Source organism: Sorangium sp. So ce726, from assembly GCF_051521405.1.
Lineage (GTDB): Bacteria > Myxococcota_A > Polyangia > Polyangiales > Polyangiaceae > Sorangium.
The window spans coordinates 6,228,914-6,245,588 of record NZ_CP150349.1 but is presented as its reverse complement, the minus strand read 5'-3'; the positions used below and the strand labels follow the sequence as shown (position 1 = coordinate 6,245,588).

General features: G+C 70.9%; 12 protein-coding genes. 7 read left to right on the top strand and 5 right to left on the bottom strand.

Annotated features, from left to right (window positions below; genetic code table 11):
• The first annotated feature begins 340 nt into the window (after window positions 1-340).
• The gene (locus WME79_RS23300) at window positions 341-2,041 is read left to right on the top strand and encodes a DUF1592 domain-containing protein (RefSeq protein WP_437539087.1); all 1,701 of its coding nucleotides are present in this window, start codon (window positions 341-343) and stop codon (window positions 2,039-2,041) included.
• On the top strand, window positions 2,038-3,414 hold the full coding sequence (locus WME79_RS23295) for a DUF1552 domain-containing protein (RefSeq protein ID WP_437539085.1): 1,377 nt from the start codon (window positions 2,038-2,040) through the stop codon (window positions 3,412-3,414). Before WME79_RS23300 ends, WME79_RS23295 begins: the two co-directional genes overlap by 4 nt.
• Window positions 3,415-3,585: 171 nt before the next feature.
• On the opposite strand, the gene WME79_RS23290 is transcribed toward WME79_RS23295, so the two are convergent.
• Complete coding sequence (locus WME79_RS23290) at window positions 3,586-4,752, bottom strand: S1C family serine protease (protein WP_437539083.1); 1,167 nt, start codon at window positions 4,750-4,752, stop codon at window positions 3,586-3,588.
• Window positions 4,753-4,957: 205 nt separating this feature from the next.
• Here WME79_RS23290 and serA point away from each other — a divergent pair, with 205 nt between their 5' ends.
• Window positions 4,958-6,217, top strand: coding sequence for a phosphoglycerate dehydrogenase (serA, locus tag WME79_RS23285; RefSeq protein WP_437539081.1), 1,260 nt, complete (start codon window positions 4,958-4,960; stop codon window positions 6,215-6,217).
• 66 nt (window positions 6,218-6,283) lie between these two features.
• Window positions 6,284-7,309, top strand: coding sequence for a LacI family DNA-binding transcriptional regulator (locus WME79_RS23280; RefSeq protein ID WP_437539079.1), 1,026 nt, complete (start codon window positions 6,284-6,286; stop codon window positions 7,307-7,309).
• Between the two features lie 200 nt (window positions 7,310-7,509).
• On the opposite strand, the gene WME79_RS23275 is transcribed toward WME79_RS23280, so the two are convergent.
• From WME79_RS23275 to WME79_RS23265, 3 genes are all read right to left on the bottom strand, one after another.
• A complete protein-coding gene (locus tag WME79_RS23275) occupies window positions 7,510-8,745 on the bottom strand; it encodes an MFS transporter (protein WP_437539078.1) in 1,236 nt (411 codons plus the stop codon).
• A gap of 146 nt (window positions 8,746-8,891) precedes the next feature.
• The gene (locus tag WME79_RS23270; RefSeq protein WP_437539076.1) at window positions 8,892-9,764 is read right to left on the bottom strand and encodes an alpha/beta fold hydrolase; all 873 of its coding nucleotides are present in this window, start codon (window positions 9,762-9,764) and stop codon (window positions 8,892-8,894) included.
• 130 nt (window positions 9,765-9,894) lie between these two features.
• The gene (locus tag WME79_RS23265) at window positions 9,895-11,301 is read right to left on the bottom strand and encodes an FAD-binding oxidoreductase (RefSeq protein WP_437539075.1); all 1,407 of its coding nucleotides are present in this window, start codon (window positions 11,299-11,301) and stop codon (window positions 9,895-9,897) included.
• A gap of 178 nt (window positions 11,302-11,479) precedes the next feature.
• On the opposite strand from WME79_RS23265, the gene WME79_RS23260 reads away from it, so the two are divergent.
• The 3 genes from WME79_RS23260 to WME79_RS23250 all read left to right on the top strand — a co-directional run bounded on the left by WME79_RS23260 (window position 11,480) and on the right by WME79_RS23250 (window position 14,740).
• Window positions 11,480-12,397 carry an alpha/beta hydrolase gene (locus WME79_RS23260; RefSeq protein ID WP_437539073.1) on the top strand — a complete coding sequence of 306 codons (918 nt, stop codon included), beginning with the start codon at window positions 11,480-11,482 and terminating at the stop codon, window positions 12,395-12,397.
• A gap of 579 nt (window positions 12,398-12,976) precedes the next feature.
• Window positions 12,977-13,438 (top strand): hypothetical protein, encoded by a 462-nt coding sequence (locus tag WME79_RS23255; protein ID WP_437539072.1) that lies wholly within the window; start codon window positions 12,977-12,979, stop codon window positions 13,436-13,438.
• A 477-nt stretch (window positions 13,439-13,915) separates the two neighbouring features.
• Window positions 13,916-14,740: a CBS domain-containing protein gene (locus tag WME79_RS23250; protein WP_437539071.1), complete on the top strand. Its 825-nt coding sequence runs from the start codon at window positions 13,916-13,918 to the stop codon at window positions 14,738-14,740.
• 23 nt (window positions 14,741-14,763) lie between these two features.
• On the opposite strand, the gene WME79_RS23245 is transcribed toward WME79_RS23250, so the two are convergent.
• On the bottom strand, window positions 14,764-16,572 hold the full coding sequence (locus WME79_RS23245) for a hypothetical protein (protein ID WP_437539070.1): 1,809 nt from the start codon (window positions 16,570-16,572) through the stop codon (window positions 14,764-14,766).
• Between the last annotated feature and the right edge of the window lie 103 nt (window positions 16,573-16,675).

Below are 16,675 nucleotides of genomic sequence, written 5' to 3'. Positions count from 1 at the left end.
CCCATGGACCAAGATTTTTTTGGGTTGTTAGTAAAGTGTATTTCCTACATAACTGGATCTAGCTGCTTGGCTTAGAGCGACGAATCCTCTTGTTGCCAGGCAGCCGATGGTCGGCGCGTCGCGTCGTTGCTCCGCGTCGCCCTGCTTCAGCAGGGCGCCTCGTCGCACCTGACGTTGCGCCCACCCTCGGCTGCCTGGCGAGGTCCGGCTTGGTTCGGAGCCTTTCTTCGGGAGAGCTCGGCGACATCACTGGCTTATCAATTGACCACCTCCTCACGGTGGCGGCGGTCAAGGTGTGTCTCCTGCATACACAATCGATCTGCTGATCAGGAGAGCTCTGATGATCTCACCGCCTTGTCGATTGACCGCCTTCCCGCGGTGGCGGCGGCTGCTCGGCGCGCAGCTGAGCGTCGCCGCGCTCCTGATTTCGGGGTGTACGGGCGCCGCGGGCGATCCGGGAGGGGGCGACGGGGATGGCGTCATCCCGGGCGGGCCGACAGGGCCCGAGGTCGCCGAGCGCAGCATGTTCCCGCGGCTGACCCACGTGCAGTGGGAGAACACGGTGCGCGACCTCCTGCGCCTCGACGACCGGCCTGGCCTCTCGGCGTCGTTCACGAGCGACCCGCTCGGCGGCGTGTTCGACAACAACGAGGCTGCGCTCCTGGTGACGCCGGGCCTCTGGGGCGATTACCAGCGCGCCGCCGAGGAGCTCGCGGCGATGGTGACCGCCGACCAGGGCAAGCTCGATCGGATCGCGCCCGCGGACCTACCGGACGCGCCGGAGGCGCGGGCGCAGGCGTTCGTCGAGCGGTTCGGCGAGCGGGCGTTCCGGCGCCCGCTCACGGCCGAGGAGCGGAATGTGTACGTCGCGCTGTTCCACCGCGGCGAGGAGCTCTTCGAGGGCGAGGACCCGTTCGCCGCGGGTGTTCGCGCGGCGATCGAGGCGTTTCTGCAGTCCCCCCATTTCGTCTACCGCGTCGAGATCGGCGCCGGCCCGGCGGAGGGCGGGCTCATCCCGCTCGGCGGACACGAGATCGCGACCAAGCTCGCCTACTCCCTGTGGAACACGATGCCCTCCGACGCGCTCCTCGAGGCGGCGAAGGCGGGCGAGCTCTCGACCCGCGAGGCCGTCCGCGCCTACGCCGCGGGGATGCTCGACGACCCGCGCGCCCGCGAGGTCGTCGGCGCGTTCCACCGGCAACTCTACGACTACGAGCAGTACCACGATCTCAACAAGGACCAGGCGCTCTACCCCGAGTTCGTCCCCGAGATGGGCGACGACATGCAGCGCGAGGCGGAGCTCTTCGTGGATCACGTCGTCTTCGACGAGGAGGGCGGGCTCACCGACCTGCTCACCGCGCGCACCGCGTTCGTGAACGAGCACCTGGCCGCGGTCTACGGCGTCGAGGGTGAATTCTCGGACGAGTTCAAGCGGGTGGAGCTCGACGAGGCCGAGCGCTCGGGGCTGCTCACGCGCCTGGGCTTCCTCGCGGCCAAGGCGACGGCGCGGCAGCCGGACTCGATCCACCGCGGCGTCTTCGTGAACCTCAGGATCCTCTGCGCCACGCTGCCGCAGCCGCCCGACGACGCGACCTCGCTGCCGCCGGGCGAGCTCGCGACCAACCGCGAGCGCGTCGAGGCGCACACGGGCAAGGGGACGTGCGGCGCGTCGTGCCACGGGCTGCTCATCAACCCCGCCGGGTTCGCCTTCGAGCATTACGACGCGATCGGCAAGTACCGCACGATCGACAACGGCGCGCCCGTCAACTCCGCGGACGTCTACACGCTCGGCGGCCAGCCGAGGAGCTACGCGGATGCGGTCGAGTTCAGCCAGCTCCTCGCCGAGAGCAGCGAGGCGCATGGGTGCTACGCGGAGCGCTGGATCGAGTTCACCCACGGCCGCGGCGTGCGCGCGGAGGACCGGGCGCTCGTCCAGGAGCTCGGCGAGGCGTCGCGCGGCGGCGCCTCGACCAAGGAGCTCATCGTCCGGATCGTCTCCTCCACTGCTTTCCTCGCTCGCGTTCCCGCGGAGGCGCCATGATCACCCGACGACGTGTGCTTCGAGGCCTGTTCGGCGTCACGGTGGCGCTCCCGTTCCTGGAGACCTTCGCGCCGCGCCGCGCCGCGGCCGGCGCGGGGGACGCGCCGCCCTTCGCGATCTTCATGCGCCAGGCCAACGGCGTGGCGCAGCAGGTCGGCGAGGAGCCGGAGATGTTCTGGCCCAGCGCGCCGGGCCCGCTGACCGCCGAGTCGATGGCCGCGGACGCCGATCGGGCGGTCAGCGAGCTCAAGGACTACGCGAGCCGGCTGATCATGGTGCGCGGCGTCCGCTTCGCGTTCGAGGGCAACGGGTGCGGCCACTCCGGCGGCGGCAACCAGTGCCTGACGGCCGCGCAGGTGTCGGAGGATCCGGCGGGCAACGAGTCGCTGGCGATGGGCGAGTCGATCGACAACCGCATCGCGACCGAGCTCAACCCGGCGGGCGTCGAGCCGCTGACGCTCTACGCGGGCAGGATGGCCGGTTACATCAACGAGGTGCTCTCGTACCGCGGGCCGAAGCAGCTGCGCGCCGCCGAGCGCGACCCGTACAAGGCGTACCAGAAGCTCTTCGGGCTCGCCGAGGTGGACGCCGCGGCCGCGAAGGCGCTGGCCGCGCGCCGGGCCAGCGTGAACGACCTGGTCCGGGAGCAGATGCAGGCGCTCATGCGCCGGAATGACCTCAGCAAGGGCGACCGCGAGCGGCTGGAGCTCCACTTCGACAGCATCCGCGACCTCGAGGTCGGGCTCGCCTGCGCGCTCCCGCCGGAGCGGGTCGCGGAGATGGAGGCGATCTCCCCGGACGTCGGTGACTACGACAACGTGGAGACCGTCGCCCGCATGCAGCTGGACATCATCGCGCTCGCGATGGCGTGCGGCGCGACGCGCGCGGCGACCCTGCAGGTCGGCGACGGCAACGACTCGACCGAGTACACGATCCACGGCGTACGGCAGAAGAGCTTCCACAAGATCTCGCACCGCATCGACGGCGACGGCGAGGAGGGCCCGCCGATCGAGGGCGCGCAGGAGCTGCACCACCAGATCGACCGGATCCACGCGCGGCTCTTCAAGCACCTGCTCGACAGGCTCTCGTCGTACGATCTCGGCTCGGGGACGCTCCTCGACCGCGGCGTGGCCGTGTGGCTCAACGACCTCGCGGACAAGTACCACGCCTACTCCAGGGTTCCGTACATCCTCGCCGGCGGCGCCGCAGGCTACCTGAAGACCGGCCAGTTCATCGACCAGCGGGTCACCATCAACAAGCTGCTCAACACGATCGGCACGGCCGTCGGCTGCACGAACGGCCAGGGCGGCCCGCTCGACGATTTCGGCGATGAGAGCCTCGAAGGCGGGCTAGTCGACACAATCATCTCTTGAGAGAGGAGCTCGCCCGCGGCGGATACGGGCCCACCTCGACGTTTTCGGTGCTCGGCGTACAGGAGTACGCCTCCGCGCCGAAAACGCCGATCTGGGCCCGTCTCCTGTGCGGGCGAGCTCCGCCGGCGCTTGGGTAAATGGGGGATGGGGACGGGGGCGAGACGGGGTGGCTCAGCCGAGGAGCTCGACCGCGACTTCGATGGTGGCCTTCTCGGCGTTGGGGCCGCGGAGGACGTCGACCTTCACCTTGTCGCCCGGCTTCTTGCCGTCGAGCGCCTGGTACAGCCCGTCGTAGTCGGCGACGGGCGCGCCGTCGATCCCGACGATCACGTCGCCCAGGACGAGCCCGCGGTCGCCCTCGGAGAGGCCGCGCAGGCCCGCCTTGTCGGCGGGGCCGCCCGGGACGACGGTCATGATGATGAGGCCGCGGATGCCGTTGCGCCGCTCGAGGCGGCGGGACTGATCGAGCTGGATGCCGAGGCCGACCTGCTCGGCCTTCCCGGTCCGGATGATCTGCGGGACGATCCGCGCGATCGTCGTCGACGGCACGGCGAAGCCGATGCCGGCCGAGCTGCCGCTCTTCGAGAAGATCATCGTGTTCATCCCGATGAGGTGCCCGCTCGAGTCGAGCAGCGGGCCGCCGGAGTTGCCGGGGTTGATCGCGGCGTCGGTCTGGATCATGTCGCGGATGGTCACCTCGCCAACGCCCTGGACCTGGCGCCCGAGCGCGCTGATGATGCCGGTCGTCAGCGTGTGATCGAGGCCGAACGGGTTGCCGATCGCGATCGCCTTCTGCCCGACCTCCAGCGGCTCGCGCAGGGGCGCGACCTGGATCGGCTTCAGCATGTCCTTGGGGGCGTCGATCTTGATGACCGCGATGTCCTTGCGCGGCTCGACGCCGACGAGCTTCGCCGGGAACGTCTTCTCCCCCTGGAGCCGGACGACGAGCGACTGCGCGCCGGCCACGACGTGGTAGTTCGTGACGACGTGCCCGTCGGCGTCCCAGACGAAGCCCGAGCCCGAGCCCGCGGGCACCTCGACGGCGGTCCCCCAGAAGCGGTCCACCACGAGCCGCTGCTGGGTCACGAACACCGTCGAGGGCGCGACGTCCCGGAACACGGCGATCGAGTTGCGCTCGTCCTCGATGAGCGCGCCCTTCGACGGCGGGACGGGCGGCGGCGTCGTGTCGATCGTCGCCGACGTCGCCGGCGCGTCGGGGACCTTCGTCGCGTTGGGCGACGGGCCGCTGGGGCCGGGCTTCCCCTTGCATCCAGCGGAGGCGGCGAGCGCGGCGACGACGAGGACGGCAGGGAGTCGAGCGTGTCTGCGGTGGCGCATGCGGCGCAATCTAGCTTGCTATCGGCAAGGCGTCTCCTCTGCGGCGCGCGGCGAGATGGCGCGGCAGTCTGCCGCGCGCAACGGATGCGCGGAGCCGATGCGCGGGACGGTCGCGCTCTGGCATCGGCGCGCATTCCACGTGTCGCCGTCGGATCGGATCCTGGGATGCAAAAGGGCAAAGTTGCGGTAGATGTGGCCTTGACGGATGAAGCCCATGACGCCCTCAGCAACGAAATTTCAGACGACCCCCCCTGTCGCGAAGGAGCCCGTCAAGGTGCTCCTGCTCGAGAACATCCACCAGAGCGCGCACGAGCTGTTCCGGTCGCGATCGTTCGAGATCGAGACGCGGAGCTCCGCGCTGAAGGAAGACGAGCTCATCGCCGCGCTCGCGGGCGTGGACATGCTCGGCATCCGGAGCAAGACGCACGTCACCGCGCGCGTGCTGGAGAAGGCGGACAAGCTGCTCTCCATCGGGTGCTTCTGCATCGGCACGAACCAGGTCGACCTCGACGCGGCGAACCGGCGCGGGGTGCCGGTGTTCAATGCGCCGTTCAGCAACACGCGCAGCGTCGCCGAGATGATCATCGGCGAGTCCATCATGCTGGCCCGGCAGCTCGGGGACAGGTCGCGTGAGGTGCACTCCGGCACCTGGAAGAAGGTCTCGAAGGCCTGCTACGAGATCCGCGGCAAGACCATCGGCCTCATCGGCTACGGCCACATCGGCCAGCAGCTCGGGGTGCTCGCCGAGGCGATGGGGATGCGCGTTGTCTACTACGACATCGCCCAGAAGCTGCCGATGGGCAACAACCGCGCGCTGCCGACGCTCCAGGCCCTGCTCGCCGAGTCGGATTTCGTCTCGCTCCACGTGCCGGCCACGCCGGAGACGCACAACATGATCGGCGCCGCCGAGCTCGCGCACATGCGCAAGGGCGCGTACCTGCTCAACGCGAGCCGCGGCTCGGTCGTCGTGATCCCGGCGCTGGCCGAGGCGCTGAAGAGCGGCCACCTCGCGGGCGCGGCGATCGACGTCTACCCGGAGGAGCCGGAGTCGAACTCTGACGGCTTCCTGACCGAGCTGCAGAAGCTCCCGAACGTGATCCTGACGCCGCACATCGGCGGCTCGACCGAGGAGGCGCAGGAGGCGATCGGCCGCGAGGTGTCGCGCGCGCTGACGCAGCTCGTGACCACCGGGGCGACGACGAGCGCCGTGAACTTCCCGAACGTCGAGCTCCCGCCGCTCAAGGCCACGCACCGCATCCTCAACGTCCACCGCAACGTGCCTGGCGTGCTCCGCGACGTGAACCGCATCGTGTCGGACGTGAACGCCAACATCGACAGCCAGGTCCTGTCGACGGACGCCAACATCGGTTACCTCATCATGGACCTGTCGCAGGACGTGTCCGCCGAGGTGAGCCGGCGCATCGGGGCGCTGGAGACGAGCATCCGCACCCGCGTGCTCTACTGAACGTGCGTCGAGCCGGGGCGCCGCCGCGCCCCGGTCCGAGTCCCCGGCCCCGAGAGGTGCCCCGCCTTGTCGCCACCGTTCACGATCCAGCCGGGGCCGCGGCCGCAGATCCGGATCGAGGAGGTCGCCAAGCGCGCTCGCGTCTCGCCCGCGACCGTCAGCCGTGTGGTGAACGGCAGGGGCAAGTACAGCGCGGAGACCCGGGAGCGCGTGCTGGCGGTGATCGACGAGCTCGGCTACGTGCCGAACACCGCCGCCAGGAGCCTCGCGCAGGGGAAGACGGGTGTCCTCGGCCTGCTCCTGCCGAACATCAGCACCGAGTTCATCTCCAGCCTCGTGCGGGCCATCGCCGCCTCGGCGGCCGAGGCCGGCTACGACGTGCTGCTCTCCCTGAGGCCGGAGGCGCCGGCGCGGCGCCTCGTCGGGCGGCACAACACGGACGGGGTGCTCATCTTCGGCCATTACGTCCACGAGGCCGACCTCCAGCAGCTGGTCCACCAGAAGTGTCCGGCGGTGCTCATGTACCAGTCGTCGCCCGCGGACGTCCCGCTGCCCAGCGTGATCATCAAGAACGCCTCCGGCGCGCGCGCCATCGTGGGGCACGTGATCGAGGCCCACGGCCGGCGCCGGATCGCCTTCCTCCATGGCGTCTCGGAGAGCGAGGACTCCACGACGCGCGCGGAGGGGTACCGGGAGGCGCTGGCCGAGCACGGCATCGCCGTGGACCCGCGCCTGATGCGCCGCGGCTTCGACGCGCGGGAGGCGCGGGCCGCGACGCTCGCGTGGGTGCGCGAGGGGGTCGACTTCGACGCGATCTTCGCGTGGTGCGACCACGCGGCGGCAGGCGCGATGGAGGCGCTGCGCGCCGCGGGCAAGCGCGTGCCCGTGGACGTCTCGGTCGTCGGCTTCGACGACGCGCCGTCAGCGCGACACCTCGAGCCCGCGCTCACGACGGTGCGCGCGCCGACGGACGGGGTGGGCTACCGCGCGGTGCAGGCGCTGGTGGACCTCATCCAGACGGGCAAGGCCGAGCGGAGGATCGAGCTGCCGACGGAGCTGATCGTCCGGCGCTCGTGCGGCTGCGATCTCTGAACCCGGCGAGGATCCTTGCTCCGCGGATCGAATTTCCGGGGAATTTCACAGGGAGGCGGGGAGACGGGGCGTAAAATCCCACCAATCTCCCCGTCTCCCCGCCTCCCTGTTCAATTTCTTCTTCCCGCTGCCAATGAATGAGGGGATTTGGCAGGTTTCGACGTTGAGTGCCGCGATGGACCTCGCCGCCGGGACAGCCCTTATTCATTCCAGACCGGGACGCTGACGCGCTCTCCGGCGCTGCGCCGGGAGGCCGGATCGTCGCCCGCGAAGACGACGGTGAACACGACGAACGCGGCCCACAGCGCCGCGAGGTGGTAGATCATCGCGATGCCGCCCGCGGCCTGGTAAATGGCGCTCGACGCGGGAGGGCCGAGGAGCATCCCGGCGGCGTAGAAGACGTTGTAGATCGAGTTCGCGCGGCTGTAGTCGCGCGGCGCGGTGACGACGCCCTGGAGCGCCAGGCTGAGCGGCGATATCGACGCGAGCGTCGCCCCCGCGATGAACACGGCCACGCACATCGCGTCGTAACGATCCAGGTACACGAAGCCGAGGATCATCAGCGTGCCGACCGTGCCGAGCACGCGCATGAGCAGGAGATGGCCGCGGCGGTCGCCGATCCGGCCAAAGACGTTGGTGAAGAGGAGCATGCCCACCGCGAAGTAGGCGGGGATCTGGATCGTCTGATCGCGCGTGACCCCCTTGGACGCCATCAGGTAGAGCGGCAGGAACAGCACGACCGACGCCTGGAAATAGCCGTAGGCGAAGGTCGCGAAGCACGCGGTCTTGATGCGCCAGAGGATCGAGGCGGAGGACGACGAGGGATCCGCCCCGCTCGCCGCGCCGGCCTTCCCGTGGGCCTCGGACATGCCCGGCAGGTCGCGGTCGAGGCGCGCGAGCACGAGGACGGCCGAGAGCAGCGAGATGATGCATGAGAGGAGGAACGCCGAGGGCATCGAGGAGAGCGCGACGATGTGCGGCGCGCAGAGCGGCCCGAGGACGTAGCCGAGCGCCATCGAGACGGCGTAGAGGCTCGTGACGAACGCCTTGTTGTCCTTGTCCGACCGGGCGAGCAGGATCGTCTCGCAGCTCACCCAGATGCCGACCGAGCAGGCCCCGTCGACGAAACGCACCGCGGCGATGGCGGCGAAGCTCGGTAAGAAGGGGAAGGCGCCGACCGCCGCCGCGTACCCGACCAGCGCGAGCACCAGCGTGGCCTTCGCCGAGAACCGGCGGATGAGCGTGTCCATCGGCAGCGAGAGCAGGACGATGCCGAGCGCGAAGCACGACGCGAGCAGGCCGATGTCGGTCTTGGTGAACCCGCGCTCATCGAGGAAGACCGACGTGAGCGAGATGGCGATGCCGTAGGCGAGACCGAGGAGGAAGATCGCCCCGAAGACGAGCCAGATGTTGCGATCAGGGATGCGGCGGAGCATAAGCGCCCGCCAGGTTCGATCGGTCGCTCCGCCGTGTCAAACGGGTACGTGCGGCAGGAAGCGCGCCTCGCCGCGGGTGTCGCCGCGCGCGCACGCGCGAGCGCTGCTCGCGGCACAGCGCGGCGCGACCGCGTGCAGCGAGGGCGTCAGCGCAGGAACTCGAGGAGGAGCTGATTGACCTTCTCCGGCCTGTCGTAGTGCACGAAATGGCTCGCGTCGGGGATGCGGGCGACTCGGGCGTTCGGGACCAGCTTCGGATCCGGCGCGGCGAGCTCGGAGCCGAGATAGCGATCGTGCTCGCCCCAGATCACCTGCACCGGGATGTCGATGCGGGGCGGCCTGCCGAGCTCGCGAAGGCCGCCCGGGCGGAAGAGGGCCCGGTAATAGTTGATCATCGCCGTGAGAGCGCCGGGCTGCGACCATGCCTGGACGTAATGGGCGAGATCCTCGTCGCTCACCGCGCCCGGGCGCCGCGGGTCGTCCTTCACCGACGCGCGAAGCAGGGCAAAATCGTCCCTCCGCGCGGCGAGCTCCGGGAGCTTCGGGAGCTGGAAGAAGAACATGTACCAGCTCTTGCGGAGCTGCTGCGCCGTGCGGAACCCGGCGAACAGCCGCTCGGGGTGCGGGCAGTTGAGGATGGCCAGCCGATCGAGGAGCGCCGGATACTGCGCCGCGAACCCCCAGGCGACGCCGCCGCCCCAGTCGTGGCCGACCACCGCGGCGGCGCGCTCCGCGCCAGAAGCCTGGATCAGCGCGGCCACGTCCGCGGTGAGCTCGGAGAGCGTGTACGCGGCGACGCCCTCGGGCTTGTCCGAGAGGTTGTAGCCGCGCATGTCGGGCGCGATCACGCGGTAACCCGCCTCGACAAGCGCGGGGATCTGATGGCGCCACGAGTACCAGATCTCGGGAAAGCCGTGGAGGAGCACGACGAGCGGCCCGTCGCCCGCCTCGACGTAGTGGAGGCGCACGCCGCCGTGCTCGGTGAACCGGTGCGAGAGCTTGGATTCGTCGAGGGTCATCGTCTCTCCTTGCGCTGATTCCGTCGAACGGCCGCCGGCGCTCTGCCGCGCGGTCACGGGTTGAATCGCTGGTGGCACCATGGTGGTCCGGGGGCGTGGCGAGCGAAGCGAGGGGGCGAGCGGAAGGCGCTCAGACGTCGATGATCTTGCCCGGGTTCATGAGGTTCAGCGGATCGAGCACCCGCTTGATCGACCTCATGATCGCGAGCTCCTCGGTCGAGCGCGAGTAGGGCAGGTAATCCTTCTTGAGAAGGCCGATGCCGTGCTCGGCGGAGATGCTGCCGTGGTACTTCTTCACGAGCGAGAAGATGGCGTGATCCGCCTCGTGGGTGCGCTTCAGGAACTCTTCGCGCGTGAGGTCGTCGGGCTTCATCACGTTGATGTGCAGGTTGCCGTCGCCGATGTGGCCGAAGAGCGCGATCTCCCACCCTGGATAGCGGGCCTCGAAGAGGCTCTCGAGCTCGGAGCAGAAGCCCTCGAGCTCCTGGATGGGGAGGGACACGTCATTCTTGTGCGGCAGCCCGGTCGCCGACAGGCTCTCGCTGATCCCTTCGCGGAGCGCCCAGAGCTCGGCGGCCTGCGCCCCGTGCTGCGCGAGCGTGCCGTCGGTGACCAGCCCGCGCTCGAACAGCGAGGTGATCCACGCCTCGAGCGCCTCGGGCTCGCCGCGCTCGACCTCGATGAGCACGTAGTAGTCCGACGGCGCAGAGAGCGGCACACGCACGTTCCGGTGGCGGCGCAGCCGCGCCTGGCACTTCTCGGTGAAGAACTCGTAGGCCATCACCACGAACGGCCCCGTCCGGGCCTCGCGGAACAGCGCGAGCACGCCGGCGAGGTCGGGCACCGCGAACAGGAACACGTTGAGCGCCTCGGGCACCCGCGTGAGCTTGAGCGTCGCCTCGGTGATGATGCCGAGCGTGCCCTCGCTGCCGATGAACAGCTGGCGCAGATCAATGCCCGTGTTGTTCTTCTCGAGCGCGCCGTTCAGCTCGAGCACGGCGCCGCTCGCGGTGACGACGGTGAGCCCGAGGACCCACTGGCGCGTGAGGCCATAGCGGATGACCTTCACGCCGCCGGCGTTCGTGGCGATGTTGCCGCCGACCTGGCTCGACCCCTTCGAGGCGAAGTCGACAGGCCAGGTGAGGCCGTGCGGCGCGACGTACTGGTGCACCGCCTCGGTCACCGCGCCGGCCTCGACCCGCACGGTCGCGCCGAGGACATCGACCGGGCCCATCTTGCGCATCCGATCGAGCGACACGACGAGCTCGCCCCTGGCCGCCACGGCGCCGGCGGCGAGCCCCGTGCGGCCGCCGGAGGGCACGACCGGGACGCGGTGCTCGGAGCAGAGGCGGAGCAGCCGCGAGACCTCGTCCGTCGAGCGCGGGAGCGCGAGGGCGGAGGGCCTGGGCTCGTGGACCTTGGTCCAATCGCGGCCGAACGTCGCCAGATCGGCGGCGTCCGTCGAGAGGAAATCCGCGGGGAACTCACGCTGGATGGCCGCGAGGAAGGGGCCGGGGAGGCCGGTAAGTGGGGTCATGGTCGGGTCGGTACTGCGGCATCGCCGGGAGGGCAAGGGCAGGCGGTCTTCGCCCTCACCCAGGGGCTGGCGCGCCGAGCGGGTCGCTTCGCCGGCGGGGCGGGGGTCCTCGCGGCGCAGGCGCCGCGCGAGCGTTGCCGCGCCACGACCGACAGGGCATCTTGACCGAGGAGCGCGCATGGACAGGACAGACCGCGCGGCAATCGTGGCAAGCATGGCGGTGCTCGCGCTGGCCGCGTGCGAGCGCGCTGCCAGCGAGGCGCCGCGTGGATCCAGCACCGAGGGCGGCGGGGGCGGCGCCGCCCCGGACCCGATCGCGGCGAGCAGCGGCGCGTCGGGCGCGAGCGAGCAAGGGAGCGCGGGCGGGCAGGGCGGCGGGGGCGGCGAGGGCGGGGCGCTGAGCTGGGAGCCGGTCGAGACGGACTGGTGCTCCGCGGGCTGGATCGGCCTGGACGACCACACCTGCTTCCATGTGCCGGAGACCGCGCCTCGAGGCGCGCCGATCCTTTATGTGCTGCACGGGGCCATGGCGCCCGACTCGCTGCCCGTGGACCTCCAGGCCATCGCCGCGGGGGCCGCCGAGGCGCTCGGGGCCGTCGCGGTGTTCCCGCGCGGGAGACCAGGACTCTGCACCTGGGATCCGTCCGTGGAGACCTACTCCTGCTGGCCGACGCGCCGCGAGACCGTCGACGCCGCGGCGCCCGCCCTGATCGACGAGTGGATGCGCGCAGAGGCGCTGATGGAGCGGATCCTCGGCGAGACGTTCGGCGGGCGTTATGTCATGGGCTTCTCCAACGGAGGCTATTTCGCGAGCTACGTGGCGCTGGAAGGCCTCGTCGCCGTCGACGGCGCTGCGCTCGTCGGCGCGGGGCGCATGGTCATCGAGGAGCACCTGTTCTCCGAGGAGAGGCCGCCGATCTTCATCGCCGTCGGCGAGCTCGAGCTCGCCTCCACCATCGCGAGCGCCGAGAACCTCGCCGACGTGCTGACCCAGCACGGCTGGGAGCACGAGCTCGTTGTGCACCCGGGGCGCGGCCACGAGATCCACGCCGACGACTTCTCTCGAGCCTGGGAGACCTGGGTCGCCGCGCCCTGAGCGGCCCCGCGCCGCCGCCGCGCTCGCCCGGCGGAGGATGGAGCCGATTCGACAGGACCCCTGACGCTCGCGACGCGGGATGCCCGGAGCGTCCTTTTTGAGCACTCTCGCGTACACGAGCGCAGAGGAGATGGGCTGAGCGCGCCGCGCGGGGCGGCGCTGATCGCCTGAGGACGGCAAACGCATCTGCGGTGGTATCGCTCCTTGTCTCATGTTGTCGGCGGGGAGTCTCGACATCGTCGGAGACGCCTCGTCGACGCGCGCTGCGCCGACAAGTCTGCAGCGCGCGAAAGGCGTGTTATTGCCGGAGCCGCCGCGTTGCGCGAGGCGCTCCCGGCGGGCGCCGAGCGCGCCTGGAAGCGCCTTCTCTGCGCAGTGATCCGGCGCGGGGGGACGCGCCGGATCACTGCGGGGTCGTGCGCTGTTTAGGAATGTCGGTTTGTCGTTGCCTCGCGCCCGCAGCGCGCGCCCTTGGGCGGCAGGCTCTGCACACCAGCTCTCGGGCATGAGCGCTGCTCTCTCCGCAACCCGACTGACGCGACGGTCTTGCAGACGTCGCGGGCAGGGCAAGGAGGAGAAATGGTCGAGCTGTTGAATACCAGGTTGATGTGCGTCGCGATGGCGATGGCGGCGCTGACCACCGGGTGCGCGGTGGGCGCGGGCGATGCCGACGTCGACGAGAGTGATGCGGACGAGGCCGTGACGGTGGAGGAGGCCTCCCAGGCGCTGTGCGGCAACGCCGGCTGGCGGAGCTGCGGCGGCGCTCCCGGGATCGGGGGCTTCACAGGCGCGAACCCCTGGGGCTGGAACAACGGGAACTGGGGCGTCCCGAACTGCGGCAACGGGGGCTTCACAGGCGGCTGGAACCCCTGGGGCAGCCAGGGCTGGAACAACTGGGGCAACTTCGGCTCTCCCGGCTGGAACAACTTCGGGAACTCCAGGCCTTGCGGCGGGAACCCTTGGGGCGGCTGGAAGCCGCCGTGCGGCGGCTCCGGCGTTGGCGGTTTCCCCGGCTGGGGCGGCGGCTGCGGCAGGTTCTAGCCCACTGGCCCGGAGTCCAATCCGCGGCGACGAAGGCGAGCGCGGGCCCTGGACCGGCGCGCGACGGGCCCTCGGAGCACGAGGGACCCCCTGCGCGCCCGGCGCCTGAGCAGCGGGTCGTCTGATGGGTCGCCCGGGGAGAGGCACCGGGACCCTGGCCTCCGGGAGCTCGCGGCGAGCGCGCGGCTCCTGGAGGCCAGGCGCCCCGGGGCTGCGGGTCGGCGACGGCCATGCGGCTGACGGCCACATTCAGGGGCCCCCCACCTGTCGCATTTTAGGACATCGCCGCCGGGCAGGCGCACCTGGGTCTGGCGGCTCAGCCGCTGCCCAGCTTGTTACACACCTCGGCGCAGATCGCGCGTCGACGCGCGGTGCCTGCGCTTGCGCCACGCCCCGGCAGCCCTCGTCGCATGGCGGATCGCTTCTTGCTCCCTCCGGAGCGCGCCGGTGCGCCGGCGTCCTTGAGGAATGCTCGCCATGATGTCTTTTGCGACACCCGTCTCGCGTTACATGACCTGTGAAGTCATCGCGGCGTCCGACATGACGCCGCTGCCAGAGGTGCACCGCACGCTGGGCGAGCGCTCGATTTCCTGCGTTCCGATCCTGGACGCGGCGTCGCGCGCGATCGGCGTGCTGTCCCGCACCGACCTGCTCCGGCTCGGCAGGTTCGAGACGAAGACGAACAGCCGAGGAATGCTGCTCACCTTGCCCGATGTCCCGGCGCGGGCCGTGCTGCGCCCGGGCATCATCACCGTCGGGCGCGCGACGCTGGTCGTCCAGGCGGCGAGCGTGCTGCTGAAGCACCGTATCCATCGCGTGTTCGTCCGCGAGGACGAAGCCTTGACCGGCGTGTTCAGCACCAAGGATCTCCTGCTCTCCCTGGTCGAGGCGCGGGACCCGACGCCGATCGCCGGGCTCATGTCGGCGCCCGCGTACACGATCCCGCTCGACGCGCCGCTCGCGCTCGCCGCCGACCGGCTGACGACGGCGCAGGTGAGCGGGCTCGTGGTCGTGGATCCCGGCGGGTGGCCGGTGGGGATGTTCACCCAGACCGAGGCGCTGCTCGCGCACGGCGTGCTGTCCGATTCACCGGTCGAGGACGTGATGAGCCCGGCCATGGTCTGCCTCGACGTCCGGACGCCGCTCCACCGCGCCGCGGCCGCCGCGCACGCGGCGCAGGCGCGGCGCGTGCTCGTGGTGCAGGGGCGGCGGCTCCGCGGCGTGCTGACGGGGCTGGACTTCGCGCGCGCCGTCGCAGGGACGGGCGTGATCTCCATGGCCGCGAGGTCCAGGGCGGGATAACGCCGGCCGCGGGGAGCGCAGCCTCACCGCGCGGCGGCGCGGGTCGCCATCCGCTCGACGACGCTGTCGGGGTCGGCGGTCAGGCGCGCAGCGAGCGCGCGGGCGGCGGCGCGCGAGGCGGACGCGACCCCCTCGACGGCGCCGAGCCGCGCGCGGCGCGGGAGTCGCGGGTCCGCGGCGAGGGCCTGGAGCTCCGCGATCACGCGCGCCGAGGCGAAGGAACGCGTGGCGGCGCGGCCCGCCGCGGTGAGGGCGCGCGCCCTCACGTACGCCGGCACGCCGGGATCGCGGCCGACCGCGAGCAGCCGATCGGCGTCGGCGCCGCCGGCCGCGCGGAGCAGCTCGTCGAAGTCCGCGCCTCGGGCCGCGCTCTGGCCGCAAAAGTGCCCCGCGAGCAGCGCCGCCGCGTGCGGCGGGAGCGCGGCGGTGGAGGCGAGGCGGTCAGGCGCAAACGAGCGAGCACCCTCGCCCGGAGCCGGCGGCGCGATGGGCGCTCCGCTCGCCGGCGTGTCGGCCGGGAGCGGGACGGCCGCCCCGCCGCCCTGCTCGACGATCCCGCGGTAGAGCGCGCTCGCCCGCACGATCGCCTTCTGTTGCGGCGTCAACGTGCCCGAGAAGTCGCCCCCCGTCGGGAACATGAGATTCCCGAAATCCGGGCAGCGCTCCATCAGCGAGTTCACGTCGCCGCACTGCGAGGTGTCGTCCAGCGGGTCGCCGAAGTCCGCGTCGAACTCGGTGGTGTGGAACAGCCCGGCGAGGTGGCCGAGCTCATGGCGCAGGATGACGGTGTCGACCGAGGGCTCCTCGTAGAGCGTGACCACGATGCCGCTCAGGTGGGTGCCGTGCTCGACCGCGACCGAGGGCACGGCGGGCGTCACGCCGGACGCCTGCGCAATGCTCCCCCCGAACGCCGTCACCGCGATCACGTTGAGGGCCGGACGGCCGGGGGCGCCGGCCGTCTGCTCGAGCAGGCCGGGGAGGACCTCCTCGTCGACGAACTCCCACTCCGAGCCGATGTGGTGGACGTTGATGCTGCCCACGCCGAGGCCTACATACCCCTCGTACGCCTCGAGCAGCGCGCGCCGCATGTACTGCTCGGAGATCGCGTCGCCGGCGATGAAGGCGTTGATGTCGATCTTCCCGCCGTGAAAGCGCCCGTCGAGCGTCTGGCGGTGCCACACCGAGAGGCGCACAGGCTCTGCCAGGGGGCCGGCTCCGCCGTTGCCGAGCTTGATCCAGTAGATGCCCGGCGCGAGCGGCGCGGATGCGTCCGCGCCCGTCTGGGGGACGGCCGCCGTGCCGATGCCCTGGTTGAAGAACGCGGCCATCGTGCCTGGGATGGTGTAGTCGGCCGCCAGCAGCCTGCCGTCGGGGCCGCGGATGCTCTCGATCCCGATCGGCTCGAAGCTCGGCGATGACGCCATGATCTCGGCGACGGCCGTGAAGCCCAGGGTGCCCGGCTGGACGCTCACCGGGATGGCATCGTCGAAGCCGACGTTGTTGTGCTCTTCCTTGACGAGGGGCGGAATCGGTGGTGCGCCTCCCTCGCCGATGCTGCCGCCTTGACCGATTCCGGACGAGCCTTCCGACGCGGAGCTCGCGGTGTCTCCGGAGCTCCAGGAGCCACCGGCGCCGTCGGAGCCCTCGGGCGGTGGCTCGAACCCGTCGACCACCACCCTGCCGCCGCAGGCGCCCGCGACGAGGGCGGCGAGGGCGCCCGCCGCGAGGAGACCGCCACGGCGCACCCGCGCTGCCCGGCGCTCGCCGTCCGGCTTCCCGTCCACGCGAGACGGATCGATGGCGCTCGATGCCGGTGCAAGCGACGTTGACATAAGCATGCTCCTGCGTCGGTAAGGGCCCTCCCTCACCGCGCGCGCAGTATGCGCGGGCCATCGCGCGGTGTCACGCGCTGCGCACGCTCGTGACCTCGGCAGG

Bases quoted from the DNA above. Each gene is read 5' to 3' on its own strand.
- WME79_RS23300 (WP_437539087.1), top strand. From the start codon at position 341: ATGATCTCACCGCCTTGTCGATTGACCGCCTTCCCGCGGTGGCGGCGG.
- WME79_RS23295 (WP_437539085.1), top strand. From the start codon at position 2,038: ATGATCACCCGACGACGTGTGCTTCGAGGCCTGTTCGGCGTCACGGTG.
- WME79_RS23290 (WP_437539083.1), bottom strand. From the start codon at position 4,752: ATGCGCCACCGCAGACACGCTCGACTCCCTGCCGTCCTCGTCGTCGCC.
- serA (WP_437539081.1), top strand. From the start codon at position 4,958: ATGAAGCCCATGACGCCCTCAGCAACGAAATTTCAGACGACCCCCCCT.
- WME79_RS23275 (WP_437539078.1), bottom strand. From the start codon at position 8,745: ATGCTCCGCCGCATCCCTGATCGCAACATCTGGCTCGTCTTCGGGGCG.
- WME79_RS23270 (WP_437539076.1), bottom strand. From the start codon at position 9,764: ATGACCCTCGACGAATCCAAGCTCTCGCACCGGTTCACCGAGCACGGC.
- WME79_RS23265 (WP_437539075.1), bottom strand. From the start codon at position 11,301: ATGACCCCACTTACCGGCCTCCCCGGCCCCTTCCTCGCGGCCATCCAG.
- WME79_RS23260 (WP_437539073.1), top strand. From the start codon at position 11,480: ATGGACAGGACAGACCGCGCGGCAATCGTGGCAAGCATGGCGGTGCTC.
- WME79_RS23255 (WP_437539072.1), top strand. From the start codon at position 12,977: ATGGTCGAGCTGTTGAATACCAGGTTGATGTGCGTCGCGATGGCGATG.
- WME79_RS23250 (WP_437539071.1), top strand. From the start codon at position 13,916: ATGATGTCTTTTGCGACACCCGTCTCGCGTTACATGACCTGTGAAGTC.
- WME79_RS23245 (WP_437539070.1), bottom strand. From the start codon at position 16,572: ATGTCAACGTCGCTTGCACCGGCATCGAGCGCCATCGATCCGTCTCGC.